Below are 21,921 nucleotides of genomic sequence, written 5' to 3'. Positions count from 1 at the left end.
CGAAGCGCAGCGTCGCGATCGAACACCCATGAAGATCGCGACCTTCAACATCAACAACGTCAACCGCCGGCTGCCGAACCTGTTGCGCTGGCTGAAATCGGCCGAGCCCGACGTCGTGAGCTTGCAGGAGCTCAAGGCCAGCGACGCCGGGTTTCCCCAAGCAGCGATCGAACAGGCCGGTTACGGCGCGGTGTGGCAGGGCCAGAAGACCTGGAACGGCGTCGCGATCCTGGCCCGCAAGACCGAGCCCGTGTTGATCCGCACCGCCCTGCCCGGCGACGCCGCCGATCACGAGGCACGCTACATCGAGGCCGCGGTGCGCGGCATCGTCGTCACCAGCCTGTATCTGCCGAACGGCAATCCGCAACCCGGTCCGAAGTTCGATTACAAGCTTGCCTGGTTCAAGCGGCTGCGCGCGCACGCCGCCAAGCTGCTCAAACAGGACGTGCCGGTGGTGCTCGCCGGCGACTACAATGTCGCGCCGACGCCGTTCGACATCTATCCGACGCGTTCCTGGGACAAGGACGCGCTGATCCAGCCGAAGAGCCGCGCCGCTTTCAAGGCGCTGGTCGACCAGGGCTGGTGCGATGCGATCCGCACGCTGCATCCGGATGATCAGATGTTCACGTTCTGGGACTACAAGCGCCAGCGCTGGCCGCGCGATGCCGGCCTGCGGCTCGATCATCTGCTGCTCAGCCCGCAAGTGGCGCCGCGGCTTGCGAAAGCCGGCGTCGACCGCGACATCCGCGGCGAGGAAGGCGCGAGTGATCATGCTCCGGCGTGGGTGGTGTTGAGGTGATCGTCGCAATGATGCGGGTTCTGCTTCAACACGTTCAGTGTCATCACCCGCGAAAGCGGGTGATCCAGTACTCCAGAGGCAGTTGTTATTGAACCGAGAGGCCGCGGCGTACCGGATCGCCCGGCCCGAGCCGGGCGATGACAGATGTGGGTGGACGATGCCGGCGAATGCGGCTGGATGTGGCGGACCGGGCACAGCCTGCGGTCGGGCAAATCGACTAATCTGGCACCCATTTGATTGATGCATTGGGGCTGCCCATGAAGACCTATTTCGTCGCCGCATCCATGCTCGCGCTCGGCACTGCAAGCGCGTCGGCCGCCGACCTCGCCGCCCGCCCCTACACCAAGGCGCCGCCAATCGTTACCACCACTGACTGGAGCGGCTTCTATGTCGGGGCCAATGGCGGTGGCGGCTGGAGCCGGGCCTGCTGGGACATCGTGCCCTTCACCATCACCAATCCAGCGCTCGGTGTCGTGAATTTCACCGGCCCTGAGGGCTGCCACACCGCCAGCGGCGCGACCGCGGGTGGCCAGATCGGTTATCGCTGGCAACAGGCAGCCTGGGTGTTCGGCGTCGAAGCGCAGGGCAATTGGGCCGATCTCTCCGGCTCGAACCCGTCCACAGCGCCGCTGTTTACGGGCTTCGCCAACCGTTCGAAGATCGATGCGATCGGCCTGTTCACCGGACAGGTCGGCTATTCCTGGGGCGCCTTCCTGCTCTACGCCAAGGGCGGAGCGGCGGTGATGCACGATCGCTACGAGAGCTTCATCACGCCCACCTTCGGACCGGGCGTCCCGATCGGATTCATCGCCGATCGCGGCAGCGATACGCGCTGGGGCGGCGCGGTCGGTGCCGGCGCCGAATATGCCATCGCGCGCAACTGGTCGCTTGCGGTCGAATACGATCATCTGTTCATGGGAACCGATACCGTTCGCATGACCTACGATCCGGCCTTCATCGCCGCGCTCAACCATGACGAACGTATTCACGCCGATGTCGACATGGTGACGGTGCGCGTCAACTACCGGTTCGGCGGCACGGTCGTCGCGAGATATTGAGCCGCTTCCGATTGCATATCGAACGGCGCGACGGCGGCCCTTGCACCGCCTCGAACCCTGAGCTCACAGTGCGGCTTCCGCTCCCGAGAATCGTCTCTGGCGTGGTTCGGGATTACGTCGTGGAGCGCACGTGGGCTTTCTCTTCGTCCTTACCGTCGGCCTGGTCGCCGGCACCATTTCCGGCATCGTCGGCACCGGCTCGTCGATCATGCTGATGCCTGTGCTGGTCTATCAGTACGGGCCGAAGCAGGCGGTGCCGATCATGGCGGTCGCGGCCGTGATGGCCAACCTGTCGCGCATCCTGGCGTGGTGGCGCGAGGTCGACTGGCGCGCCTGCCTCGCCTACTCGATCACGGGCATCCCGGCCGCGGCGCTCGGCGCGCGCACCCTGCTGGCGCTGCCCTCGCACGCGGTCGATATCGCGATCGGCCTGTTCCTGATCGCGATGGTGCCGGTGCGGCACTGGCTGGCGCGGCACGAGCTGAAGGCCAATCTCTGGCATCTCGCAATCGGTGGCGCCGTCATCGGCTATCTCACCGGCATCGTGGTGTCGACCGGTCCGCTCAGCGTGCCGCTGTTTCTGTTCTACGGCCTCAACAAGGGCGCCTTCCTCGCCACCGAGGCGGCGAGTTCGCTCGGGCTCTATCTCAGCAAGTCGGTGACGTTCGAGCGGTTCGGCGCGCTGACGCCGGACATCCTGCTGAAGGGCCTGGTTGCCGGCGCCTCGTTGATGGCCGGCGCCTTCATCGCCAAACGCTTCGTGCTGCACATGAAGCCGGAGGCGTTCCGCCTGATCATGGACGGCATCATGCTGGCGGCCGGCGTGTCGCTATTGTGGTCGGCTGCCGCGCATTAGAGGACCGATCCCACGAACGCCACGTTCAGCTCAACCAACGGCGCCGCGATGCGCGAACAATTGTCGCCTTTCAGCGCTACTGATCGGCAGTTCCACCGAGGGCGAAGCTCAACATGACATCTCTCGAACTTTCGCTGTTCGCAGACTACTCGCAATTCTATATCCAGGATGAATCCACGGCGGATGAGCTTTCCGCCGAGTGGACACCGGAAACCACCGACCGGATGCTTGCAGCAGGGTCGGGTGTCGTCAGAATCGGCACCGTGCGCAACATGCATGTTCCGGTCTCGGTGCAGATTCTCGAACGCGAGCCGAACGATGACTCTGCCGGCTGGGATCACATTGTCGAGGCCAGCCTGGACGTCCCGTCGGGACGCATCGCGATCGCAGGCTGTACCGATTATTTTCCCGACGCCGCGCGCATCGACGTCGCTCCGGGGACCTACCGGGTGCGGGTCTCGTATGGCGGGCTCGATACGCTGTCGGAGGACGGCCTGGAAGGAGACGATCGCTACAGGCTGCAACTGTGGCCCGCCCCGCCGATCGCGGTACGCGTTGTGAAGCAGCGGCCGACATCGGACGTTGCCGGCTCTTGATCCATGCTATGGAGAGAGAACGGAATCGAGCTCTCCCCGATGGCCAAATCCACTCTCTCCTTCGTCTGCCAGAATTGCGGCGCGGCGTATAATCGCTGGCAGGGCAAATGCGACTCCTGCGGCGAGTGGAACACGCTGGCCGAGGAGGACACCACGGGCTCGGTGCCGGTCTCGATCCGCAGCAAGCGCAAGGGACGGACGTTTGCGCTGGAATCGCTGTCGGGCAAGACCCAGGATGCCCCCCGCCTGTCCTCCGGCATGGCCGAGCTCGACCGTGTCACTGGCGGCGGCTTCGTCCGCGGCTCGGTGCTGCTGGTCGGCGGCGACCCCGGCATCGGCAAATCGACGCTCTTGACCCAGGCGACCTCGATGATGGCGCGCGCCGGCCACCGCGCGGTCTACATCTCGGGCGAAGAGGCGGTGGCGCAGGTGCGGCTGCGTGCCGAACGGCTCGGGCTGGCCGACGCGCCGGTGCAGTTGGCGTCGGAGACCTCGGTCGAGGACATCGTCTCGACGCTGTCGGAAGGCGCGGTGCCGCGGCTGATCGTGATCGACTCGATCCAGACCATGTGGACCGACACCGTGGAGTCCGCGCCGGGCACCGTGACCCAGGTGCGCGCCTCGGCGCAGGCGCTGATCAGGTTTGCCAAGAAGACCGGGGCAACGATCATCCTGGTCGGCCATGTCACCAAGGACGGCCAGATCGCCGGCCCCCGCGTCGTCGAGCACATGGTCGATGCGGTGCTGTCGTTCGAGGGCGAAGGCTCGCAGCAGTTCCGCATCCTCCGTTCAGCGAAGAACCGCTTCGGCGCGACCGACGAGATCGGTGTGTTCGAGATGACCGGACTCGGCCTGCGCGAGGTCACCAACCCGTCGGAACTGTTCCTCAGCGAACGCGAGCTCGGCAGTCCCGGCACGGCAGTGTTCGCCGGCATCGAGGGCACCCGCCCGGTGCTGGTCGAGTTGCAGGCGCTGGTGGCGCCGACCTCGCTCGGCACGCCGCGGCGCGCCGTGGTCGGCTGGGACCCGAGCCGGCTGTCGATGGTGCTGGCGGTGCTGGAGGCGCATTGCGGCGTCAAATTGTCCGGACATGACGTCTATCTCAACGTCGCCGGCGGCCTGCGCATCCAGGAGCCGGCCGCCGATCTCGCGGCTGCCGCGGCGCTGGTGTCCTCGCTGGTCAACGCGCCCCTGCCGACCGATGCGGTGTATTTCGGCGAGATTTCGCTGTCGGGCGCGATCCGGCCGGTGGCGCAGACCCCGGCCCGGCTCAAGGAGGCGCTGAAGCTCGGCTTCGGCCGCGCCATCCTGCCCGAATCGGCCCGCGGCGATGGCGGCGGCGACGCCGGGCTTACGCTCAACACCGTCGGCAATCTGACGACACTGGTGGCCGAAATCGCCGCGCGCGGGACGCCTCGCGGCGGCCGGGCCGGCCCCAGGGATGACGAGAGTGCCCCCGGAGGCCCTGATGTGGCTGAGAAAAATGCCACACCGGCCCGATTCCGTCGCGGCAACAGCTAAAGCGGGCGTGACGTCCCAGCCCCTCACCGCTATACATCCGCCGCGCGGGACAGGTGGCGCCCCGGCCTTGCCGGATGCCCCCGATGCGCCTCAGTTAGGACGGCACCGAGACGCCGATTCGCGAGAGCCTTAACAGCGTAAGCCCTTAACAGCGTACCGAAACGTACCAGCGGACCTGACCAGCCGATGCCCATAACGATACTTGATCTCGTCCTGCTCGGCGTGATGCTGATCTCGGGCCTGCTCGCCATGGTGCGCGGCTTCATGCGCGAGATCCTGTCGATCGCGGCCTGGGGCGCCGCCGCCCTGGTCACGCTGTATGCTTTCTCGAAGCTGCTGCCGACCGCCAAAACTTACTTCAATAACGACACGGTCGCCGCGGTCGTCGTGGTGGCCGGCACCTTCATCGGCACGCTGATCGTGGTCTCGATCGTCACGGTGCGGATCTCGGACATGATCCTGGATTCCCGGATCGGCGCTCTGGATCGCACCCTGGGCTTCCTGTTCGGGCTCGCCCGCGGCCTGCTGATCGTGGTCGTGGCGTTCATGTTCTTCACCTGGCTGGTTCCGGACAAGCAGCGGCCCGACTGGGTGACCGGGGCGAAGTCCCGGGTGGTGCTGCAAGGAACCGGGGATTGGCTAATGTCGCTCTTGCCTGACGACCCCGAGAACACCATCTTAAAGAAGTTCAAGAAGAATAAGCCAGACGACGATTCTGCGGCCGATACCAACGATCAGGCGACGCCGGCGTCGGGTGACGGCTATAGCAAACCTGCGCGTGACAGCTTGAAGAAGCTGATCGAGAAACCCGCGGGCCGATAATCTATTTGGGCCCTTACGAGAGGCGATGAACGAGATGCAAAGCCCTTCCGATCATGCCGACCAGATGGCTCTCGACCTCGGCCCGATCGAAACGCAGCACCATCTCCGGGAAGACGATCCCCGCTACCATCCCGATCTTGACGGCGACACGCTCCGCGAGGAATGCGGCGTGTTCGGCATCTTCGGCCATCCCGAGGCCGCCGCGATCACCGCGCTCGGCCTGCACGCTTTGCAACACCGCGGCCAGGAAGCCGCCGGCATCGTCTCCTTCGACGGCAGCCGCTTCCACAGTGAACGCCGCCTTGGCCTGGTCGGCGATACGTTCTCGCGTCGCGAGGTGATCGAGCGCCTGCCCGGCAATGCCGCGGTCGGCCACGTCCGCTATCCCACGACCGGCGGCACGGGCCTGCGCAACGTGCAGCCGTTGTTCGCCGAACTCAATGCTGGCGGGTTCGCGGTCGGACACAACGGCAACCTCACCAACGGCCTGACCTTGCGCAGCGAGCTGGTCAAGGGCGGCGCGTTGATGCAGTCGACCACCGATACCGAAGTGATCCTGCATCTGGTCGCGCAGTCGAAGCGCACCCGCTTCGTCGACCGTTTCATCGAGGCGCTGCGCGCCATCGAGGGCGCCTATGCGCTGGTGGCGCTGACCAACAAGAAGCTGGTCGGCGCGCGCGACCCGCTCGGCATCCGTCCCCTGGTGCTCGGCGATCTGGATGGCCATCCGATCCTGGCCTCCGAGACCTGCGCGCTCGACATGATCGGCGCCAAATATGTCCGCGACATCGAGCCCGGCGAGATCATCGTGTTCGATGAGCACGGCGCGCACAGCCACAAGCCGTTCCCGCCGAAGCCGGCCCGGCCTTGCATCTTCGAATACATCTATTTCGCCCGGCCCGACTCCATCGTCGGCGGCCGCTCGGTCTACGACGTGCGCAAGGCGTTCGGCGCCCAGCTCGCCCGCGAGAGCCATCCCGAGGTCGACGTCGTGGTACCGGTGCCGGATTCCGGCGTGCCCGCCGCGGTCGGCTACAGCCAGTATTCCGGCGTGCCGTTCGAGCTTGGCATCATCCGCAACCACTATGTCGGCCGTACCTTCATTCAGCCGACCCAGACCGTGCGTGAGCTCGGCGTGCGCATGAAGCACTCGGCCAATCGCGCCGCGATCGAGGGCAAGCGGATCATCCTGATCGACGACTCTCTGGTGCGCGGCACCACCTCGAAGAAGATCGTGCGGATGATGCGCGACGCCGGCGCCCGCGAGGTGCATTTCCGCCTCGCCTCGCCGCCGATCCTCTACCCCGATTATTACGGCATCGACCTGCCCGACCGCGGCGGCCTGCTCGCCGCCACCCATTCGCTCGAGGAGATGCGCGACATCATCGGCGCCGACTCGCTCGCCTTCCTGTCGATCGACGGCATGTACCGCGCGATGGGCTATGAGGGCCGCGACCCGGCAAATCCGAGGTTTGCCGACCACTGCTTCACCGGCGCCTATCCGACCCACCTCACCGACCAGAGCGAGGCCGAGCCCTCGCCGCGCCAGCTCTCGCTGCTGGCGGAGGCGAGCTAGCCACATCGTCACTGTCGTCCCTGCGAAAGCAGGGACCCATAACCACCGGCCTGTGTGGCTGGCGACAGTGTTAGACACGAGCACTTTCTTCCAATATCGCCGTCACGGCGTATGGGTCCCTGCTTTCGCAGGGACGACGATTTGTTAGAGTCCCTTCCATGACAAAACCCCTCGCCTCCCGTATCGCCCTCGTGACCGGCGCCTCGCGCGGCATCGGCTATGCGACCGCAGTGGCACTTGCAAAAGCCGGCGCGCATGTCGTGGCGGTGGCGCGCACCCAGGGCGGGCTGGAAGAGCTCGACGACGCGATCCGCAAGGACGGCGGCAGCGCCACGCTGGTGCCGCTCTCGCTCACCGACTACGACGGCATCGCCCGGCTCGGGCTCGCGCTGCATGAACGTCACGGCAAGCTCGACATCCTCGTCGGCAATGCCGGCACCGCGGGACCGTCGTCGCCGCTCGGCCACATCGAGCTGAAGCCGTGGAACGACGTGTTCGCGATCAACGTCACCGCCAATTTCCAATTGATCCGCTGCATGGACCCGCTGCTGCGGCAGTCCGACGCCGGCCGCGCCGTGTTCGTGACGTCGGGCGCGGCACACAAGGCCAACGCCTATCTCGGCCCCTATGCGGCCTCGAAGGCCGCGCTGGAGGCACTGGTGCGCTCCTGGGCCAACGAGACCGCCAACACGGCGTTGCGCGTCAATCTGTTCAGCCCCGGCCCGATCCGCACAAGAATGCGCGCGCAGGTGTTTCCCGGCGAAGACCCGATGACACTGGATACGCCCGAGATGGCGGCCGAATTCATCGTGCCGATGTGCGCGCCCGCCTGGACCGAGACCGGCAGGCTGTACGATTACAAGGCGAAGACGCTGCGGAGTTTCCAGCCGCCGGCGTAAGGGGCACGGCGAGCCGCGCCCTCGACTGTCATCACACGCGCATGCGGGTGATCCAGTATTCCAGAGACGTCCGTGCTTGAGCCGATCGGCCGCGGCGTACTGGATCGCCCGGTCTGGCCGGGCGAAGACACCTTTTACGACGCTCGGTTTGCACTTCCCTGCGATTGACTCGCTCCCCGCCCCACGATTGACTGCGCTCCCAGCGGGACGACCGCCAAGAAGAAGCTCGGGAGGCATCATGACGCCGACGTTCAATCGTGCGCGCTCTATTCTCACCGGATTGTTGCTCTCCGCCTGCGTCGCATCATCGGCTGTCCTCGTTTCGCCGGCGCCCGCCACGGCCGGCGACGTTCCGACCTTCGCGGTCGATCCGTCCTGGCCGAAACAGCTGCCCAACAGCTGGATCATCGGCCAGATCGGCGGCATCACCGTCGACTGGCAGGGGCATATCTGGGTAATCCACCGCCCGCGCTCGCTGACCGAGGGCGAGAAGGCGGCGAGCCTGACCCCGCCGCGCGCGAAATGCTGCGTGGCGGCGCCGCCGGTGCTGGAATTCGACGTCGACGGCAAGCTGCTGCGATCCTGGGGCGGTCCCGGCGACGGCTATCAATGGGTCGGCCGCGAGCACGGCATCGCGGTCGACGAACGCGGCTTCGTCTGGATCGGCGGCAATGCCGACGATGACAGCGCGATCCTGAAGTTCACGCTCGACGGCAAGTATCTCGGGCAGATCGGCAAGATCGCTCCCCGCACCAACAGCAACGACACCACCCAGCTCGGCAAGCCCGCCGCGATCGCGATCGACAAGGACGCGAACGAGATCTACGTCGCCGATGGCTACGGCAACCGCCGCGTCATCGTGTTCGACGCCACCACGCTGGCCTACAAGCGGCATTGGGGCGGTTACGGCAAACGGCCGGACGACGACAAGCAGCCGCCCTACGATCCGGCCGCGGCGCCGCAGCATCAGTTCGGCAATCCCGTGCACTGCATCAAGATCGCCGACGACGGGCTGGTCTATGTCTGCGACCGCAGCCAGGACCGCATCCAGGTGTTCAAGAAGGACGGCAGCTTCGTGAAGGAGTTCTTCTACGAGAAGAAGACGCTCGGCGACGGCGCGGTGTTCGACCTCGCGCTGTGGCCCGATCCGAAGCAGACCTACCTGCTGAACGCCGACGGCGCCAACAACGAGATCCGGGTGATCAACCGCGACGACGGCAAGGTCGTCGGCACCTTCGGCCACAGCGGCCGCAATGCCGGCCAGTTCGCGCTGCTGCACGTGATGGCGGTCGACCAGAAGGGCAATGTCTATACCGGTGAGGTCGAAGGCAAGCGGATCCAGAAGTTCAAGCTGACCTCCGATGCGCTGAAGTAACGGCCACGCCGGACGACGCCTCGCGTCATCCGGCGTCTCGCACACCGCCGCACTCCAACGAGAGCAACCGAGATGCCGCTGCTTCCACCCCTGCGCGCAACGCTGTCCGGCCTGGCCTTCGCCGCCTGCCTCGCTGTCTCGGCCCTGCCCGGGATGCCCGCACGAGCCGGCGACATCCCGACCTTCGCCGTCGATGCGACATGGCCGAAACCGCTGCCGAACAACTGGATCCTCGGCCAGGTCGGCGGCATCACGGTGGACTGGCAGGGTCACATCTGGATGATCCACCGGCCGCGCTCGCTGACCGACGACGAGAAAGGTGCGAGCCTCAATCCGCCGCGCTCGAAGTGCTGCATCTCCGCGCCGCCGGTGCTCGAATTCGACGCCGACGGCAATCTGCTGCGCGCCTGGGGCGGCCCCGGCGACGGCTATCAATGGGTCGGCCGCGAGCACGGCATCGAGGTCGACGAGCGCGGCTTCGTCTGGATCGGCGGCAATGCCGACAACGACAATGCGATCCTGAAATTCACCCTCGACGGCAAGTTCGTGTCGCAGATCGGCTCGATCGCGCCCAGCAAAGGGTCGAACGACACCACCCAGCTCGGCAAGCCGGCAGAGACCGCGATCGACACGGCGGCCAACGAGATCTATGTCGCCGACGGCTACGGCAACCGGCGCGTGATCGTGTTCGATGCCACGACCGGTGCCTACAAACGGCACTGGGGCGCCTACGGCAACAAGCCCCACGACGCCAAGCAACCGCCCTACGATCCGAAGGCGCCCCCGTCGCAGCAATTCGCCAATCCCGTGCACTGCGTGAAGATCGCCAACGACGGACTGGTCTATGTCTGCGACCGCATCAACAACCGCATCCAGGTTTTCAAGAAGGACGGTATTTTCGTGAAGGAGTTCTTCTTCGAGAAGAACACGCTCGGCAACGGCGCGGTATGGGATCTCGCGCTGTGGCCCGATCCGAACCAGACCTTTCTGCTGAGCGCCGACGGCGAGAACAACGAGATCCGCATCATCAAGCGCGACGACGGCACCGTGGTCGGCAGCTTCGGCCGCAACGGCCGCAATGCCGGGCAATTCCACTGGGTGCACGCCCTCGCCGTCGACGCCAAGGGCAACGTCTATACGGCCGAGGTCGATACCGGAAAGCGCATCCAGAAATTCCGGCTGACCTCGGATGCGCTGAAGTGACGGATGACCGCGGGATGACGCTTGGACGCACTTCATCCGGCTTTATGCGGATTGCCGCTTGCGCCCGGAAAGGGTAAGCGGGAACTCGAACGACCGGCATGAGGCCCCGCAAGAGGGCCGCCGGGAAAAAATGACAGTGGAGGGAATGTCACATGACGACGACGCTCGCGCGGCGCCACGCCGTGCTTTTCGTTTGCGCTGCACTCAGCCTTGCAGCTCCTGCCTTCGCTCAAGACAAGAACGTCAAGATCGGCGTGCTGAACGACATGTCGGGCCTCTATGCCGACATCGGCGGCCCGAACTCGGTGGCGGCCGCCAACATGGCGGTGGAAGATTCCGGCCTGCGCGCCAAGGGCTGGAAGATCGAGGTGGTCAGCGGCGACCACCAGAACAAGCCCGACGTCGGCGTCAACATCGCGCGCAACTGGATCGACAATGAGAAGGTCGACATCATCACCGACACGCCGAACTCCGGCGTCGCGCTGGCGGTCAGCAACCTCGCCAAGGAGAAGAACTCGATCGTGCTCAATTCGGGGGCTGCGACCGCCGACCTCACCGGCAAGGCCTGCAACGCCAACACGATCTCCTACACGTTCGACACCTATATGCTCGCCAACGGCACCGGCAAGGCGCTGACCAAAGCGGGCGGCGACACCTGGTTCTTCCTCACCGCCGACTACGCCTTCGGCCATGCGCTGGAGCGCGACACCTCGGCGGTCGTCACCGCCAACGGCGGCAAGGTGCTCGGCGGCGTCAAGCACCCGCTCAACACCGCGGACTTCTCCTCGTTCCTGCTGCAGGCGCAGGCCTCCAAGGCCAAGGTCATCGGGCTTGCCAATGCCGGCGGCGACACCACCAACGCGATCAAGCAGGCGTCCGAATTCGGCATCACCGCCGGCGGGCAGAAGCTCGCGGCGCTGTTGCTGTTCGTCAACGACGTGCACGCGCTGGGCCTGAAGATCGCCCAGGGCCTCACCTTCACCGAGTCGTTCTACTGGGACATGAACGACCAGACCCGCGCCTGGTCGAAGCGCTTCCAGAAGGTCTCGCCGAAGGGCTCGATGCCTTCGATGACGGTGGCCGGCGTCTATGCCGGCGTGCTGCATTACCTGAAGGCGCTGGACGCGATGGGCGGCAATCCGCATGACGGCGCCAAGGTGGTCGCCAAGATGAAGGAGATCCCGACCGACGATCCGCTGTTCGGCAAGGGCCCGTTGCGGATCGATGGCCGTCGTATCATCCCGGCCTATTTGTTCGAGGTGAAGAAGCCGGAAGAGTCGAAGTATCCCTGGGACTATTACAAGCTGATCGCCACCATCTCGCCGGAGGACGCTGCCAAGCCGCTCGAGGCCAGCGACTGTCCGCTGGTGAAGAAATAGGCGCGGCTTCGTAGGGTGGGTTAGCCGGCTACGTCCGCCCAAGCTCAACCGAGCGAAGGTGGAAGGTGTAACCCACCATCTCTTTCTACGGCACGAAGTCGGTGGGTTACGCTTCGCTAACCCACCCTACGCCTTTCACTTCGCCGCCGACTTCGCCTTCGCCTGAGCAGGCAGCGACGCCCATTCCTTGTCGGCGCGCGGGCCGCCGGCATCACCGGTCAGACCGACAAGCTGTCCGGACTGCACGTCGAGCGTCTGCGTCCAGGTCTGGGTCTGGCATAGAAACCTGATCAAACACCCCTTGAGCTTGAGCTGGTCGGACCTATCGCGCCACAGCGAGACCGCATAGGACTTGCCATCCTCCGCATTGTAGATGTCGCCGTCGAACCTCCCCTCCGGCGTCAGCTTCAATCCCAGGATCAACTGATGGCCGAGCAGCGCACGGGCTCGCTTGTCGGGATCGGGATTGAGGCTGTCGCGAAGCGGCTGGCCGCGCGGATCGACCGGCTCCTTCATCCACACGATGAATCCGCAGATGCGGTCACGCGCGGTGCCACAGCGCTCGAGGCGGATGCGGGCCTGTCCGTTCTCGGTCAGCCAGGTGCCGCTCGGATCGGCTGGGATCGTCTCGGCGCGGCCGGTCGAGCTCATCAGCAGCGCGGCGACCAGGCTGCGCAGAAACATGCGAACCAGAAAGTTCATTGTCCGAGACCTTTCATTGTCGGGATGGTTTCGGGACGCGCGCGGCGCGCCTCACTTCAATTGCGCGATGAAGGCATCGGCACCCTTGTCGATGCCCGCGGTGGCGGCCGCGAGATCGCCGACACTGGCCTTGATGTCGTAAGCGCCGGGATATTGCCTGCTGACATAGGCGCCGAGCAGGCGTGAGGTCGCGCTGTCGAACATCTCGACGGCAAAGATCACCGAGCCGGTCATGGTGCCCTCGCGATCGCGCGCCGCCTGCACGCCGTTGTAGACCGCGCCGGCGAGGTCGAAGCGCGACAGCGTGCCGAGCACCGGCGTGTTGGCGACCGCGCCGGTCAAGGTCAGCCGCAGCCGAAAGGTGTTCGGCCCGCGCGTATTCACCACCGCGAAGCGGCCGCGCAGCTTGTCGGTAAAGCGGGTCTGCATGGTGGCCGCGAGCGTCTCCTTGTCCTTCTCGGACATCTCGCCGAACTGATGATCCGCGCCGCGATAGATCACGACCGGATCGATCATGACCTTGTTGTAGGTCCGCCAGTCGACCGGCGGAGCGTAGCGATACGGCACGCGGCCCGAAGGATCCGATGTGTCCGGCGTCATGTAGGCCGATGAGCCCACCTCCGAATAGGCCACCGGCGTGACGGCGGCGCATCCTGCCGCGAGGACGCAAAGCGTCATCGCTCCCAGACCGCGCGCGGCGATCGAGCTGTCCATTCCAATCTCCTCATCCGAACCGTCGGAAAGCAGCACGGCCGCAGCCACGTCCGGGGCTGAAGTGCGGCTGCGGCCGTCACTGCCGACCTGGCTCGCCGTCCGGGCGCCGCCAGGCCTAGCCTCAGTGCGACGAACTATAAAACCGACCAGTTGGTTTGTAAAGTTGCAATTCCAGGAACCGGGACCAAAAATGCGACGATCGAGGCGTCGGGGGATTTCTGGAGACTCAGCCGCGCTTGCGTGCGGAGTCGGGTTTTGCGGCGCGCGCGCCCGACGGCTTCGGCGATGCCGCGCGCACGGCCGTCGTCCTCGATGGCTTTGCCGCGCCCTGCTCGATCGCAGTCCACTTGCTGTCGTCGAGCAGCCGCTCGAACAGACGATCACGCTCCGCATCGCTCAGCGACGACAGGCCGAACAGCGAACTCAGCAGCAGCCCGCGCGCCGCTGCCCAGCGCAGCAGCGCGAGATCGGGATCGCGCGCCTCGGCCTTCATGCGCGCGACCTTCTCGATGTCGACATCGCGCGGCATCGCCATCAATTCGGGATTCTCGTTCATCGCCGCCAGCAGCGCGAACGCCCCTGCCCGCGGCGTCGAGATCGCCTCCCTGAGCGTTGCGATCTGCGCTGCCAGTTCGGGCTGGTCCGTGGTCTCGCGCGCCTTCTCGATGTAGCGGTTCGAGAAGTCCTCGAAATATGCCATCTGCTGCTCGAGCAAGGCGCGCAGCACCGCTTCCTTGGTGCGGAACTGATGCATCACGCCGCCCTTGCTGAGGCCGCTCTCGCGCGCGATCGCGTCGAGCGTCAGGCGCCCCGGACCGTCGCGCGTCACGATGGTGATCGCGGCATCGAGGGCGGCATTGCGGGAGCGTTCCGAGCGGGAAGGATTATCCATATGACACTCAAGACGTAGGGCATTCGGAAGGAGTCGTGTGCGCGCAGTATCTCAGCCGCACCAGTCAATCTCAAGCGCGGCATCGGTTGCCGCCAGGCAGCGGGCGATCCGATCATTCACGCGCACAAGCGGATCTTTTGCAGCAGGCTGCGGCGCAGGTCGTGAAGGAAACCAAAGGCCATTCGGCCGATCACCCGCTCGCCCCGGCCGCGCGCGCGGGCGACGGCCTCCGCGTCGGCATGACTGGCGGCGACGATCGTGCCGTGCCTGTCGCCGTCGAGTTTCAGGTCGGTCAGATAGACAAGACCGCGCGAGGTCAGCAGCGCCGCCTGTGCATCGCTGAAGCGGGTCAGTTCATCGCAGATATCAGCGGCCTCGTCGTCCACCATGCTCCTCCTGTCGGGCGCGGCGCCGGCCAAGGCGCGCGTCGTCATCCGATACGTCGGTCAATATACAAACCAACCGGATGGTTTGTCGATAGCAAAAATCCTGATCAGCCCGTTTCGGCCCCAATCCGCCTCGGACCGAAACGCGATTTCAGATGTCGGATCGGCGCTCGCGCCTTCGTCCTCGAAGCATCGATCGGCCGGCACCCGGAGCAGCACAGCGATGACACAGCGGAGCAAGACGGCGGAGACCGAGATCAGGGCGCTCATCGACGCCTGGACGGCCTCAGTCCGCCGACAGGACTATCCAGGCATCCTCGCGCATCACGATCAGGACATCGTGATGTTCGATGTTCCACCGCCGTTGCAGTCGCGCGGATTGGACGAGTACCGGAAGACGTGGGATCTGTTCTTCAGCTGCTACCGCCCCTCCCACGCCTTCGATATCGATGAGATCGCGATCACGGCCGGCGACGACGTGGCCTTCGCTGTGATGGTGATGCGCTGCGGCCCGCCCGACGCCACCTTCCAGTTCAGGCTGACGATCGGATTGCGCAATGTCGGCGGCGCATGGCGCATCACGCATGAGCACCATTCGGTGCCGGCAACGGATTAGATCGCGAACCCATTAACCCAATCCAGGAATGCTCATCCATGCTCACAGTCTATGGCGAAGGTCGCGGCTTCCGCGTTGTCTGGCTGCTCGAGGAATTGGGACTGGCTTATCGGCTGCGCCCGGTCGATCTGTTTGCGGTCGAGAATGACCGCGATTTCCTCGCGATCAACCCCGCCGGATTCATTCCCGTACTACAGGACGGCGAGACGATCATGGTCGAGTCAGTCGCGATTGTTCAGTATTTGCTGGCCCGCCACGGCTCAGCTTCACTGGCCGTCGCTCCGGACGATCCCGCCTTTGCTTCCTATCTGCAATTTCTCCATCTGGGCGAGGCCGGGCTCGCCGGGCCGATGAACGCCGTCATTGTCGGTCGCAATTTGGCGCCCGAAGCCGAGCGAAACGCTCGGGTCACCCGCTGGGCGCTCGAGACCTTCGAGAGCCGGCTGGGATTGGTGATCCGTCGCCTCGCCGATTCCCCCTATCTCGCTGGCGACCGCTTCACCGCTGCCGATATCTCGGTGAGCTACGCCCTGCTGCTCGGCCTGCGAACTGGCCATTACGTCCCTGGTTCTATCGAGCGGGACTATCTCGTCCGCACGACGGCACGCCCTGCCTATGTCCGAGCGATGGAAAGCTGCCAGGCCACCAAGGCTTGGGCGGCGCGATCACCGGGTTTGTAGCGGGGGCGCACCGCGAAGCTACGCGGTCGTCCTCGTCGCCGTGGCCCGCGCGGCGATGGCGAGCGCCAGCACCAGCAGCGCGCCGGCCAGATAGAACGGCGCGCCGGGCAACGCGAGCGGTGCGTTGTCACCGATGAAATACGCAAAGGTCAGCGTGAACAGGAACGGGCCGATCAGTTCGGACATGCTCTGCACGCTCGAGGTCGCACCCTGCAACTGGCCCTGCTGGTCGGCGGCGACGAGTTGCGTCGTCAGCGCCTGGGTTGCGGCGCCGGAAAGGCCCCACAGCGCCATCACGGGAATGCCGATCCAGAACAATTGCCCTGACGGCGCCGCGCCGAAGATCACGAAGCCCAGGGCGCCGCAGACGAGGCCGAGGAACAGCGCGTTGCGCTCGCCGAGGCGCTTCACGATCGGACCGATCGCCGCGCCCTGCACGATCATGCCGCAGAGGCCGACCAGCGCGAGCGTCGCGCCGACCGTGCCGGTGTCCCAGCCATAACGATAGGTGGCGTAGAGCACGAACACCGACGGCAGCACGACATGGGCGAGCTGGCCGAAGAATGTCGCCAGCGACAGGCCGGCCAGCGTCCTGTTCGAGAGCAGGAAGCGCAGCGCACCGATCGGATTGGCGCTCTTCCATTTGAACGGTGCGCGCCGCTCCACCGGCAGCGATTCCGGCAGGATGAACAGGCCGTAGAGCCCGTTGACGAAGCTCAGGCCCGCCGCCGCCCAGAACGGCAGCCGCGGATCGATCTCGCCGAGCACGCCGCCCAGCGCCGGTCCCAGGATGAAGCCAGCGCCGAAGGCAACGCCGATCTTGCCGAACATCGCGGCGCGCTGCTCCGGCGCGGTGACGTCGGCGATATAGGCGAACACGGTCGATATGCTCGACGAGGTGATGCCCGAGATCGCCCGCCCGATGAACAGCCAGATCAGGTTCGGCGCCAGCGCCATCAGCACGTAATCGGCGGCAAGGCCGAAATTCGACAGCAGCACCACCGGCCGGCGGCCGAAGCGGTCGGACAGCGCGCCGAGCACCGGCGAACAGACGAACTGCATCAACGCCCAGATCGAGCCGAACAGGCCGAAGATGCGCGCCGCATTGGCGGTGTCGTTGCTGACGAAGCCTTCGATCAGCTTCGGCAGGATCGGGATGATGATCCCGAGCGCGAGCATGTCGAGCAACAGCGTGATGAAGATGAAGATCACCGCGCCGCTGCGCGGCTGCCGAACGGAAGCGGTGTCGGCGCTCACCTCTTCGCTCACGACGGTCGCTTGCGCTTGTGGGCGAACGGATTGGCCTTTTCTCTTAGTGTAATACGAATGGGCGTGCCCGGCAGGTCGAAGGTCTCGCGCAGCGAATTGGTGAGGTAGCGCAGATAGGATCGCGGGATCGCATCGGCGCGCGAGCAGAACAGCACGAAGCTCGGCGGCCGCGCCTTGACCTGCGTGATGTAGTTGAGCTTCAGCCGGCGGCCCGAGACCGCGGGCGGCGGGCTGGCCTGGATCGCCTGCTCGAACCAGCGATTGAGCGCCGCGGTCGGCAGGCGCCGGTTCCAGACCGCATAGGCCTGCTGGATCGCCGTCATCAGGCGATCGATGCCCTCGCCCATCAGGCCGGAGACGGCCACGATCGGCGCGCCCTTGACCTGCGGCAGCCAGTGATCGGCGTCGATGCGAAGTTGCGAGATCTGGTTGGGCTTACGCTCGACCAGATCCCATTTGTTGACCGCGAGCACGATGGCGCGGCCTTCGCGCTCGATCAGGTCGGCGATGCGCAGGTCCTGCTCCTCGAACTTGTTCTGCGCGTCCATCATCATCACGACCACTTCGGCGAAACGCACCGCGCGCAGCGCGTCGGCGACCGAAAGCTTCTCCAGCTTCTCCTCGATCCGCGAGCGGCGGCGCAGGCCGGCGGTGTCGAACACCCGGAACTGGCGGCCTTGCCAGGTGATCTCGACGGCGATGGAATCGCGCGTGGTGCCGGCCTCGGGGCTGGTCAGCAGCCGTTCCTCGCCGAGCAGGTGGTTGATCAGGGTCGACTTGCCGGCATTGGGCCGGCCGACGATCGCAACCCGGATCGGACGCTGCGCAGCCTCCTCTTCCGAAATGTCCTCGTCGTCAGCAATATCATCGTCGTCCGCCTCTGATGTCTCCGGCATCAGCGCGCTCAGCGCCTCGTGGAGATCGCCCATACCCTCGCCATGCTCGGCCGATATCTGGACGGGATCGCCAAGCCCGAGCGCGTAGGATTCCATCGCGCCGATTTCGCCATGCTTGCCCTCGGCCTTGTTGGCGACCAGCACCACCGGCTTGTTGGCCTTGCGGGCGAAGTCGGCAAAGGCGCGATCGGTTGGCGTCAGGCCGACGCGGGCGTCGATCACGAACATCAGGGCGTCGGCGAGCTCGATCGCGGTCTCGGTCTGCTCCTGCATCCGCGCCGTCAGCGATCCCTTGGCGCCCTCGTCGAGCCCCGCAGTGTCGATGATGGTGAAATCGAGATCGTAGAGCTTGGCCTGGCCTTCGCGGCGGTCCCGCGTCACGCCCGGCTCGTCGTCGACCAGCGCGAGCTTCTGGCCGACCAGCCGATTGAACAGCGTCGACTTTCCGACATTGGGCCGGCCGATAATGGCAATCGTGAAAGACATGAACTATCCAAGCGCAATTTATGAAGCTGGAGTCAATGAGCTTCGGGTAGCCCGTGCCTCTTCTCGTTCGGTGGCCGCATCCTGCGAGACGGCGCTTCGCGCCTTCTCGGGACGAGGTGCGGAGCGCGGCAGCGCCGCCTGTCTCGAACCATGAGGCGGCGAGACGGCCTCGCAGTCCAGCCCTAGCGGCTAAACGTACCGCTCGGTAGCGGCGCGGGGAACCCGCCGCCGGATTGTTGCGTGGTCTGGGTCTGCTGGGCCGGCGCCGCAGGCTGCGCCTGCTGGTCGTCGGGTGGCGGCGCGGTGGTGCGGCGGCGCACGATCTTCTTCGGCTTCGGCTCCGGCGGCAGCGCAGCGGGCGCGCCCTCCTCGGTTGCCGCGTCGGGCGCAGCCGCCTGATCGGCAGCCGGCGCGGCCCGCTTGCCGTGCCTCTTGGCGCCCTTCGGCGGCTCGGGCGGCGGAGCGGGCTGAGCCGCAGCGGCGGCCGCGGCGTTCTGCTGGTCGAGCTGTTCCTGCTGCGAGCCCTTGTACAATTCCTTCGGCACGCCCTGCTCGAGGCCGGGCACGCCTTCGGGGAACACCGGCTTGCGATCGCCTGCCAGCTTCTTCTTGGTATCGAGGAAATCGAGCATGTCGCTCGGATCGAAATTGGCCATGCCGCCGCTGCCGCAACCGGCCAGCGCACCGCAAAGCGCTGTCAGGACTGCGGCTGCGATCAGGCGTTGCGAGCGGCGCATGGTCGATCTCTCACTTGAACTCGAGTTACGCAGGATCAGCTCTTCGTCAGCTCTTGGCGACCGGAGGCAGCAAGGCCTGAAGCGCCTCGGCACGCGAACGCAGGCTCGGCGGCGTTTCGCCGTCATTGGCAATCTGGTCGAGCCACTGCCGCGCGGCGGTGGCATCGTTGGCGTGCCAGGCCGACAGCGCCAGCAACTCACGCGCCGAGTGGCGGAACGTCGAATCCTTCGATGTCGCCGTCGCCTCGAGCCGCTGGAGCATGTTCGGATAGGTGGTGGTCTCCATCACGATCTGCGCGGCGCGAATGCGCGCCAGATCCTGCTCGGGTGCGCCGACGCTGCGGTCGGCCGCGATCTCGTCGTAGAGCTTCGCGGCGGCCGGCTGATCGCGGGTCGCGACCTCGGCAGCCATGCGCAGCCGCGCCAGGGTGCGATAGCCGGACGGCGCCTTGGTGATCAGATCGGCAAAGGCCGCTTCGGCCTCGGCATGCTTGTTCTGGTCCGACAGCTCGACGGCGCGGTCGAACGCCGCACCGGCCTCGGCGGCCTTGTTGGCCTCGAGATACTGATAGCCGCGCCAGCCGCCGACGCCCGCGACCACCAGGATCGCCAGCGCAATGATCAAGATCGAGTACTTGTCCCACAGCTTCTTGAGCTGATCGCGACGGACTTCCTCGTCTACTTCGTCAAATAATTCAGACACTTAAGTCTATCCCATCCCCTCGGGACCGCGAATCTCGGTGGAGCCCAGCCCACACCCGATCCCCACATCGCGGCGGCGTTACCCTAACGGTGTGGCGGAGGCAAGGCAAAGCGAGGCGGATCAAAGCGTTAACGGTGGGAGTTTGCCTGCCCCGGGCTCACGCCTTGGCTGCGGTCAGGCTTTCCCTGAGCTGGCGCTTGATCACCTTGCCATTGGCGTTGCGCGGCAGCGGCTGCGCCGTGAGCGCCATGGTCTCCGGCACCTTGTAGTCCGAGAGGCGCTCGGCGCACCACGCGCGCAGGCTGTCCTCATCGACCTCGGCGCGGGTCACGATCACAGCATGCACGCGCTCGCCGAGCACCGGGCATGGCTTGGCGATGATCGCGCTCTCGACCACCGCGGGATGGCCCGCCAATACCGACTCGACCTCGGCGGAATAGATCTTGAGACCGCCGCGGTTGATCATGTCCTTCTGGCGATCGAACACGCGGACGAAATTGGCGGCATCGACCGAGCCGAGATCGCCGGAGTGCCAGAACCCGGCGGTGAAGCTCTCCTGGCTCGCCTTCGGGTTGTTCCAGTAGCCTTTGATGACGGAGGCGCTGCGGATCCAGAGCTCGCCGATCTCGCCACGCGGCACCTCGCGGCCGTCAGCTCCCATCACGATGATCTCGGCGCCGGGACACGGCAGGCCGACGCTGTCGATATGGGCGGCGGTGAGCTCGCCCGGCATCAGGGTCGAGGGCGAGGTGGTCTCGGTCGCACCATAGCAATTGGCGAGCTTCAGTCCGGGAATCTTGGCGTCGAGCTTTTCGATGGTCGCGACCGGCATCGGTGCGCCGCCGAAGCCGCCGATCCGCCAGCTCGACAGATCGTAGCTGTCGAAATCGGGCTGCATCAGGCAGAGATTGTACATCGCCGGCACCATCACCGTGTAGGTGACGCGCTCGCGCGCGGCGACCTTCAGATACGCCGCCGCCTTGAACTCCGGCATGATGATCAACGCGCCGGCGCAGCGCGCCATGGTCGTGACATTGGCGACCGCGCCGGTGACATGCGCGAGCGGCACCGCGGCGATCGAGCGATCGGCGCTGGTCAGCTTCAGGCAGGACACGAACACGTCGGAGGAGTGAATGATGTTGCAATGGGCAAGCATCGCGCCCTTCGGCCGGCCCGTGGTGCCGGAGGTGTAGAGGATCATCGCGGTGTCCTCCTCCCTCACCTCCGCCGGCGTCCCGGCCGCAGCATTGTCGCGCAGCACGGCGAATTGCGACGCGCTGTCGTCGCCGACCGGGATCCGATGCGCGAGGCCGGGAATATCAGCGGCGTCGGGGATGCGATCGGCCAGCGTAGCCTCGTGGACCAGACATTTCGCGCCGCAATCGTTCAACACATAGGCGATCTCGGGCTTCTGCTGCCGCGTCGACAGCAGCACCGTCACCAGCCCGGCATGCGCGGCCGCGAACATCGTCAGCACGAACTCGATGCGGTTGCCGAGCAGGATCGCAACGCGGTCGCCCGGCGAAAGGCCGAGCTTCGCAAAGCCCGCCGCGACCCGCGCCGAGGTCTCGACGACCTCGTGCCAGGTCAGGCGTGTCTCGCCGCAGACCAGCGCTTCGCCGTCGCCGTTTCGCACAGCCGCATCGGCGATCATCGCCCACAGGCTGGCTGGCCGCTCCACGAACGCCGGCACGACCCGGTCACCGAAGCGCGGCTCGAGCCGCATCGGCGGAAGTGCGTGTTGCGACCAGTCCAT

The 21,921-nt window shown here is 65.9% G+C and carries 22 protein-coding genes; 13 read left to right on the top strand and 9 right to left on the bottom strand.

What is annotated here, in order from left to right; translation table 11 throughout:
* The first annotated feature begins 28 nt into the window (after positions 1 to 28).
* The 11 genes from xth to CWS35_RS22120 all read left to right on the top strand — a co-directional run bounded on the left by xth (position 29) and on the right by CWS35_RS22120 (position 12,084).
* A complete protein-coding gene (xth, locus tag CWS35_RS22170; protein ID WP_024581455.1) occupies positions 29 to 799 on the top strand; it encodes an exodeoxyribonuclease III in 771 nt (256 codons plus the stop codon).
* 257 nt (positions 800 to 1,056) lie between these two features.
* Positions 1,057 to 1,857: an outer membrane protein gene (locus CWS35_RS22165; protein ID WP_024581454.1), complete on the top strand. Its 801-nt coding sequence runs from the start codon at positions 1,057 to 1,059 to the stop codon at positions 1,855 to 1,857.
* Between the two features lie 130 nt (positions 1,858 to 1,987).
* Positions 1,988 to 2,713 carry a sulfite exporter TauE/SafE family protein gene (locus CWS35_RS22160; RefSeq protein ID WP_024581453.1) on the top strand — a complete coding sequence of 242 codons (726 nt, stop codon included), beginning with the start codon at positions 1,988 to 1,990 and terminating at the stop codon, positions 2,711 to 2,713.
* Between the two features lie 113 nt (positions 2,714 to 2,826).
* Positions 2,827 to 3,309 (top strand): hypothetical protein, encoded by a 483-nt coding sequence (locus tag CWS35_RS22155; protein ID WP_024581452.1) that lies wholly within the window; start codon positions 2,827 to 2,829, stop codon positions 3,307 to 3,309.
* A 39-nt stretch (positions 3,310 to 3,348) separates the two neighbouring features.
* Positions 3,349 to 4,830, top strand: a complete 1,482-nt coding sequence (radA, locus tag CWS35_RS22150; protein ID WP_024581451.1) for a DNA repair protein RadA — start codon at positions 3,349 to 3,351, stop codon at positions 4,828 to 4,830.
* Positions 4,831 to 5,016: 186 nt separating this feature from the next.
* Positions 5,017 to 5,652, top strand: coding sequence for a CvpA family protein (locus CWS35_RS22145; protein WP_024581450.1), 636 nt, complete (start codon positions 5,017 to 5,019; stop codon positions 5,650 to 5,652).
* Positions 5,653 to 5,677: 25 nt separating this feature from the next.
* Positions 5,678 to 7,228 (top strand): amidophosphoribosyltransferase, encoded by a 1,551-nt coding sequence (purF, locus tag CWS35_RS22140; protein WP_024581449.1) that lies wholly within the window; start codon positions 5,678 to 5,680, stop codon positions 7,226 to 7,228.
* Positions 7,229 to 7,386: 158 nt separating this feature from the next.
* Positions 7,387 to 8,127, top strand: a complete 741-nt coding sequence (locus CWS35_RS22135; protein WP_100953759.1) for an SDR family NAD(P)-dependent oxidoreductase — start codon at positions 7,387 to 7,389, stop codon at positions 8,125 to 8,127.
* A 238-nt stretch (positions 8,128 to 8,365) separates the two neighbouring features.
* Entirely contained in the window at positions 8,366 to 9,502 is a 1,137-nt protein-coding gene (locus CWS35_RS22130) for a hypothetical protein (RefSeq protein WP_100953757.1), read from the top strand.
* Positions 9,503 to 9,655: 153 nt separating this feature from the next.
* Positions 9,656 to 10,705: a hypothetical protein gene (locus CWS35_RS22125; protein ID WP_245439079.1), complete on the top strand. Its 1,050-nt coding sequence runs from the start codon at positions 9,656 to 9,658 to the stop codon at positions 10,703 to 10,705.
* A gap of 152 nt (positions 10,706 to 10,857) precedes the next feature.
* A complete protein-coding gene (locus CWS35_RS22120) occupies positions 10,858 to 12,084 on the top strand; it encodes an ABC transporter substrate-binding protein (protein WP_100953753.1) in 1,227 nt (408 codons plus the stop codon).
* A gap of 135 nt (positions 12,085 to 12,219) precedes the next feature.
* Here CWS35_RS22120 and CWS35_RS22115 read toward each other — a convergent pair whose 3' ends face one another.
* The 4 genes from CWS35_RS22115 to CWS35_RS22100 form a co-directional block, all read right to left on the bottom strand.
* Entirely contained in the window at positions 12,220 to 12,786 is a 567-nt protein-coding gene (locus CWS35_RS22115; RefSeq protein WP_100953750.1) for a DUF2147 domain-containing protein, read from the bottom strand.
* Positions 12,787 to 12,837: 51 nt separating this feature from the next.
* Complete coding sequence (locus CWS35_RS22110) at positions 12,838 to 13,500, bottom strand: DUF3313 domain-containing protein (RefSeq protein ID WP_100953748.1); 663 nt, start codon at positions 13,498 to 13,500, stop codon at positions 12,838 to 12,840.
* Between the two features lie 226 nt (positions 13,501 to 13,726).
* Positions 13,727 to 14,392, bottom strand: a complete 666-nt coding sequence (locus tag CWS35_RS22105; RefSeq protein ID WP_100953746.1) for a TetR/AcrR family transcriptional regulator — start codon at positions 14,390 to 14,392, stop codon at positions 13,727 to 13,729.
* 116 nt (positions 14,393 to 14,508) lie between these two features.
* On the bottom strand, positions 14,509 to 14,781 hold the full coding sequence (locus CWS35_RS22100) for a hypothetical protein (protein WP_100953744.1): 273 nt from the start codon (positions 14,779 to 14,781) through the stop codon (positions 14,509 to 14,511).
* Positions 14,782 to 15,001: 220 nt separating this feature from the next.
* On the opposite strand from CWS35_RS22100, the gene CWS35_RS22095 reads away from it, so the two are divergent.
* Both CWS35_RS22095 and CWS35_RS22090 read left to right on the top strand, forming a co-directional pair.
* Positions 15,002 to 15,394, top strand: a complete 393-nt coding sequence (locus CWS35_RS22095) for a nuclear transport factor 2 family protein (RefSeq protein WP_100956596.1) — start codon at positions 15,002 to 15,004, stop codon at positions 15,392 to 15,394.
* Between the two features lie 38 nt (positions 15,395 to 15,432).
* Positions 15,433 to 16,074, top strand: a complete 642-nt coding sequence (locus CWS35_RS22090) for a glutathione S-transferase family protein (RefSeq protein ID WP_100953742.1) — start codon at positions 15,433 to 15,435, stop codon at positions 16,072 to 16,074.
* A gap of 18 nt (positions 16,075 to 16,092) precedes the next feature.
* On the opposite strand, the gene CWS35_RS22085 is transcribed toward CWS35_RS22090, so the two are convergent.
* The 5 genes from CWS35_RS22085 to CWS35_RS22065 form a co-directional block, all read right to left on the bottom strand.
* Positions 16,093 to 17,343 (bottom strand): TCR/Tet family MFS transporter, encoded by a 1,251-nt coding sequence (locus tag CWS35_RS22085; RefSeq protein WP_100953740.1) that lies wholly within the window; start codon positions 17,341 to 17,343, stop codon positions 16,093 to 16,095.
* Positions 17,340 to 18,725, bottom strand: a complete 1,386-nt coding sequence (gene der / locus CWS35_RS22080) for a ribosome biogenesis GTPase Der (RefSeq protein WP_024581437.1) — start codon at positions 18,723 to 18,725, stop codon at positions 17,340 to 17,342. The genes CWS35_RS22085 and der overlap by 4 nt, the downstream gene beginning before the upstream one ends.
* Before the next feature lie 182 nt (positions 18,726 to 18,907).
* Complete coding sequence (locus tag CWS35_RS22075) at positions 18,908 to 19,462, bottom strand: hypothetical protein (RefSeq protein ID WP_024581436.1); 555 nt, start codon at positions 19,460 to 19,462, stop codon at positions 18,908 to 18,910.
* A 46-nt stretch (positions 19,463 to 19,508) separates the two neighbouring features.
* A complete protein-coding gene (locus CWS35_RS22070) occupies positions 19,509 to 20,165 on the bottom strand; it encodes a tetratricopeptide repeat protein (RefSeq protein ID WP_024581435.1) in 657 nt (218 codons plus the stop codon).
* A gap of 157 nt (positions 20,166 to 20,322) precedes the next feature.
* Positions 20,323 to 21,921, bottom strand: a complete 1,599-nt coding sequence (locus CWS35_RS22065) for a class I adenylate-forming enzyme family protein (protein ID WP_100953738.1) — start codon at positions 21,919 to 21,921, stop codon at positions 20,323 to 20,325.

The organism is Bradyrhizobium sp. SK17, from assembly GCF_002831585.1.
GTDB lineage: Bacteria > Pseudomonadota > Alphaproteobacteria > Rhizobiales > Xanthobacteraceae > Bradyrhizobium.
This window is presented reverse-complemented; position numbering and strand designations above follow the sequence as displayed.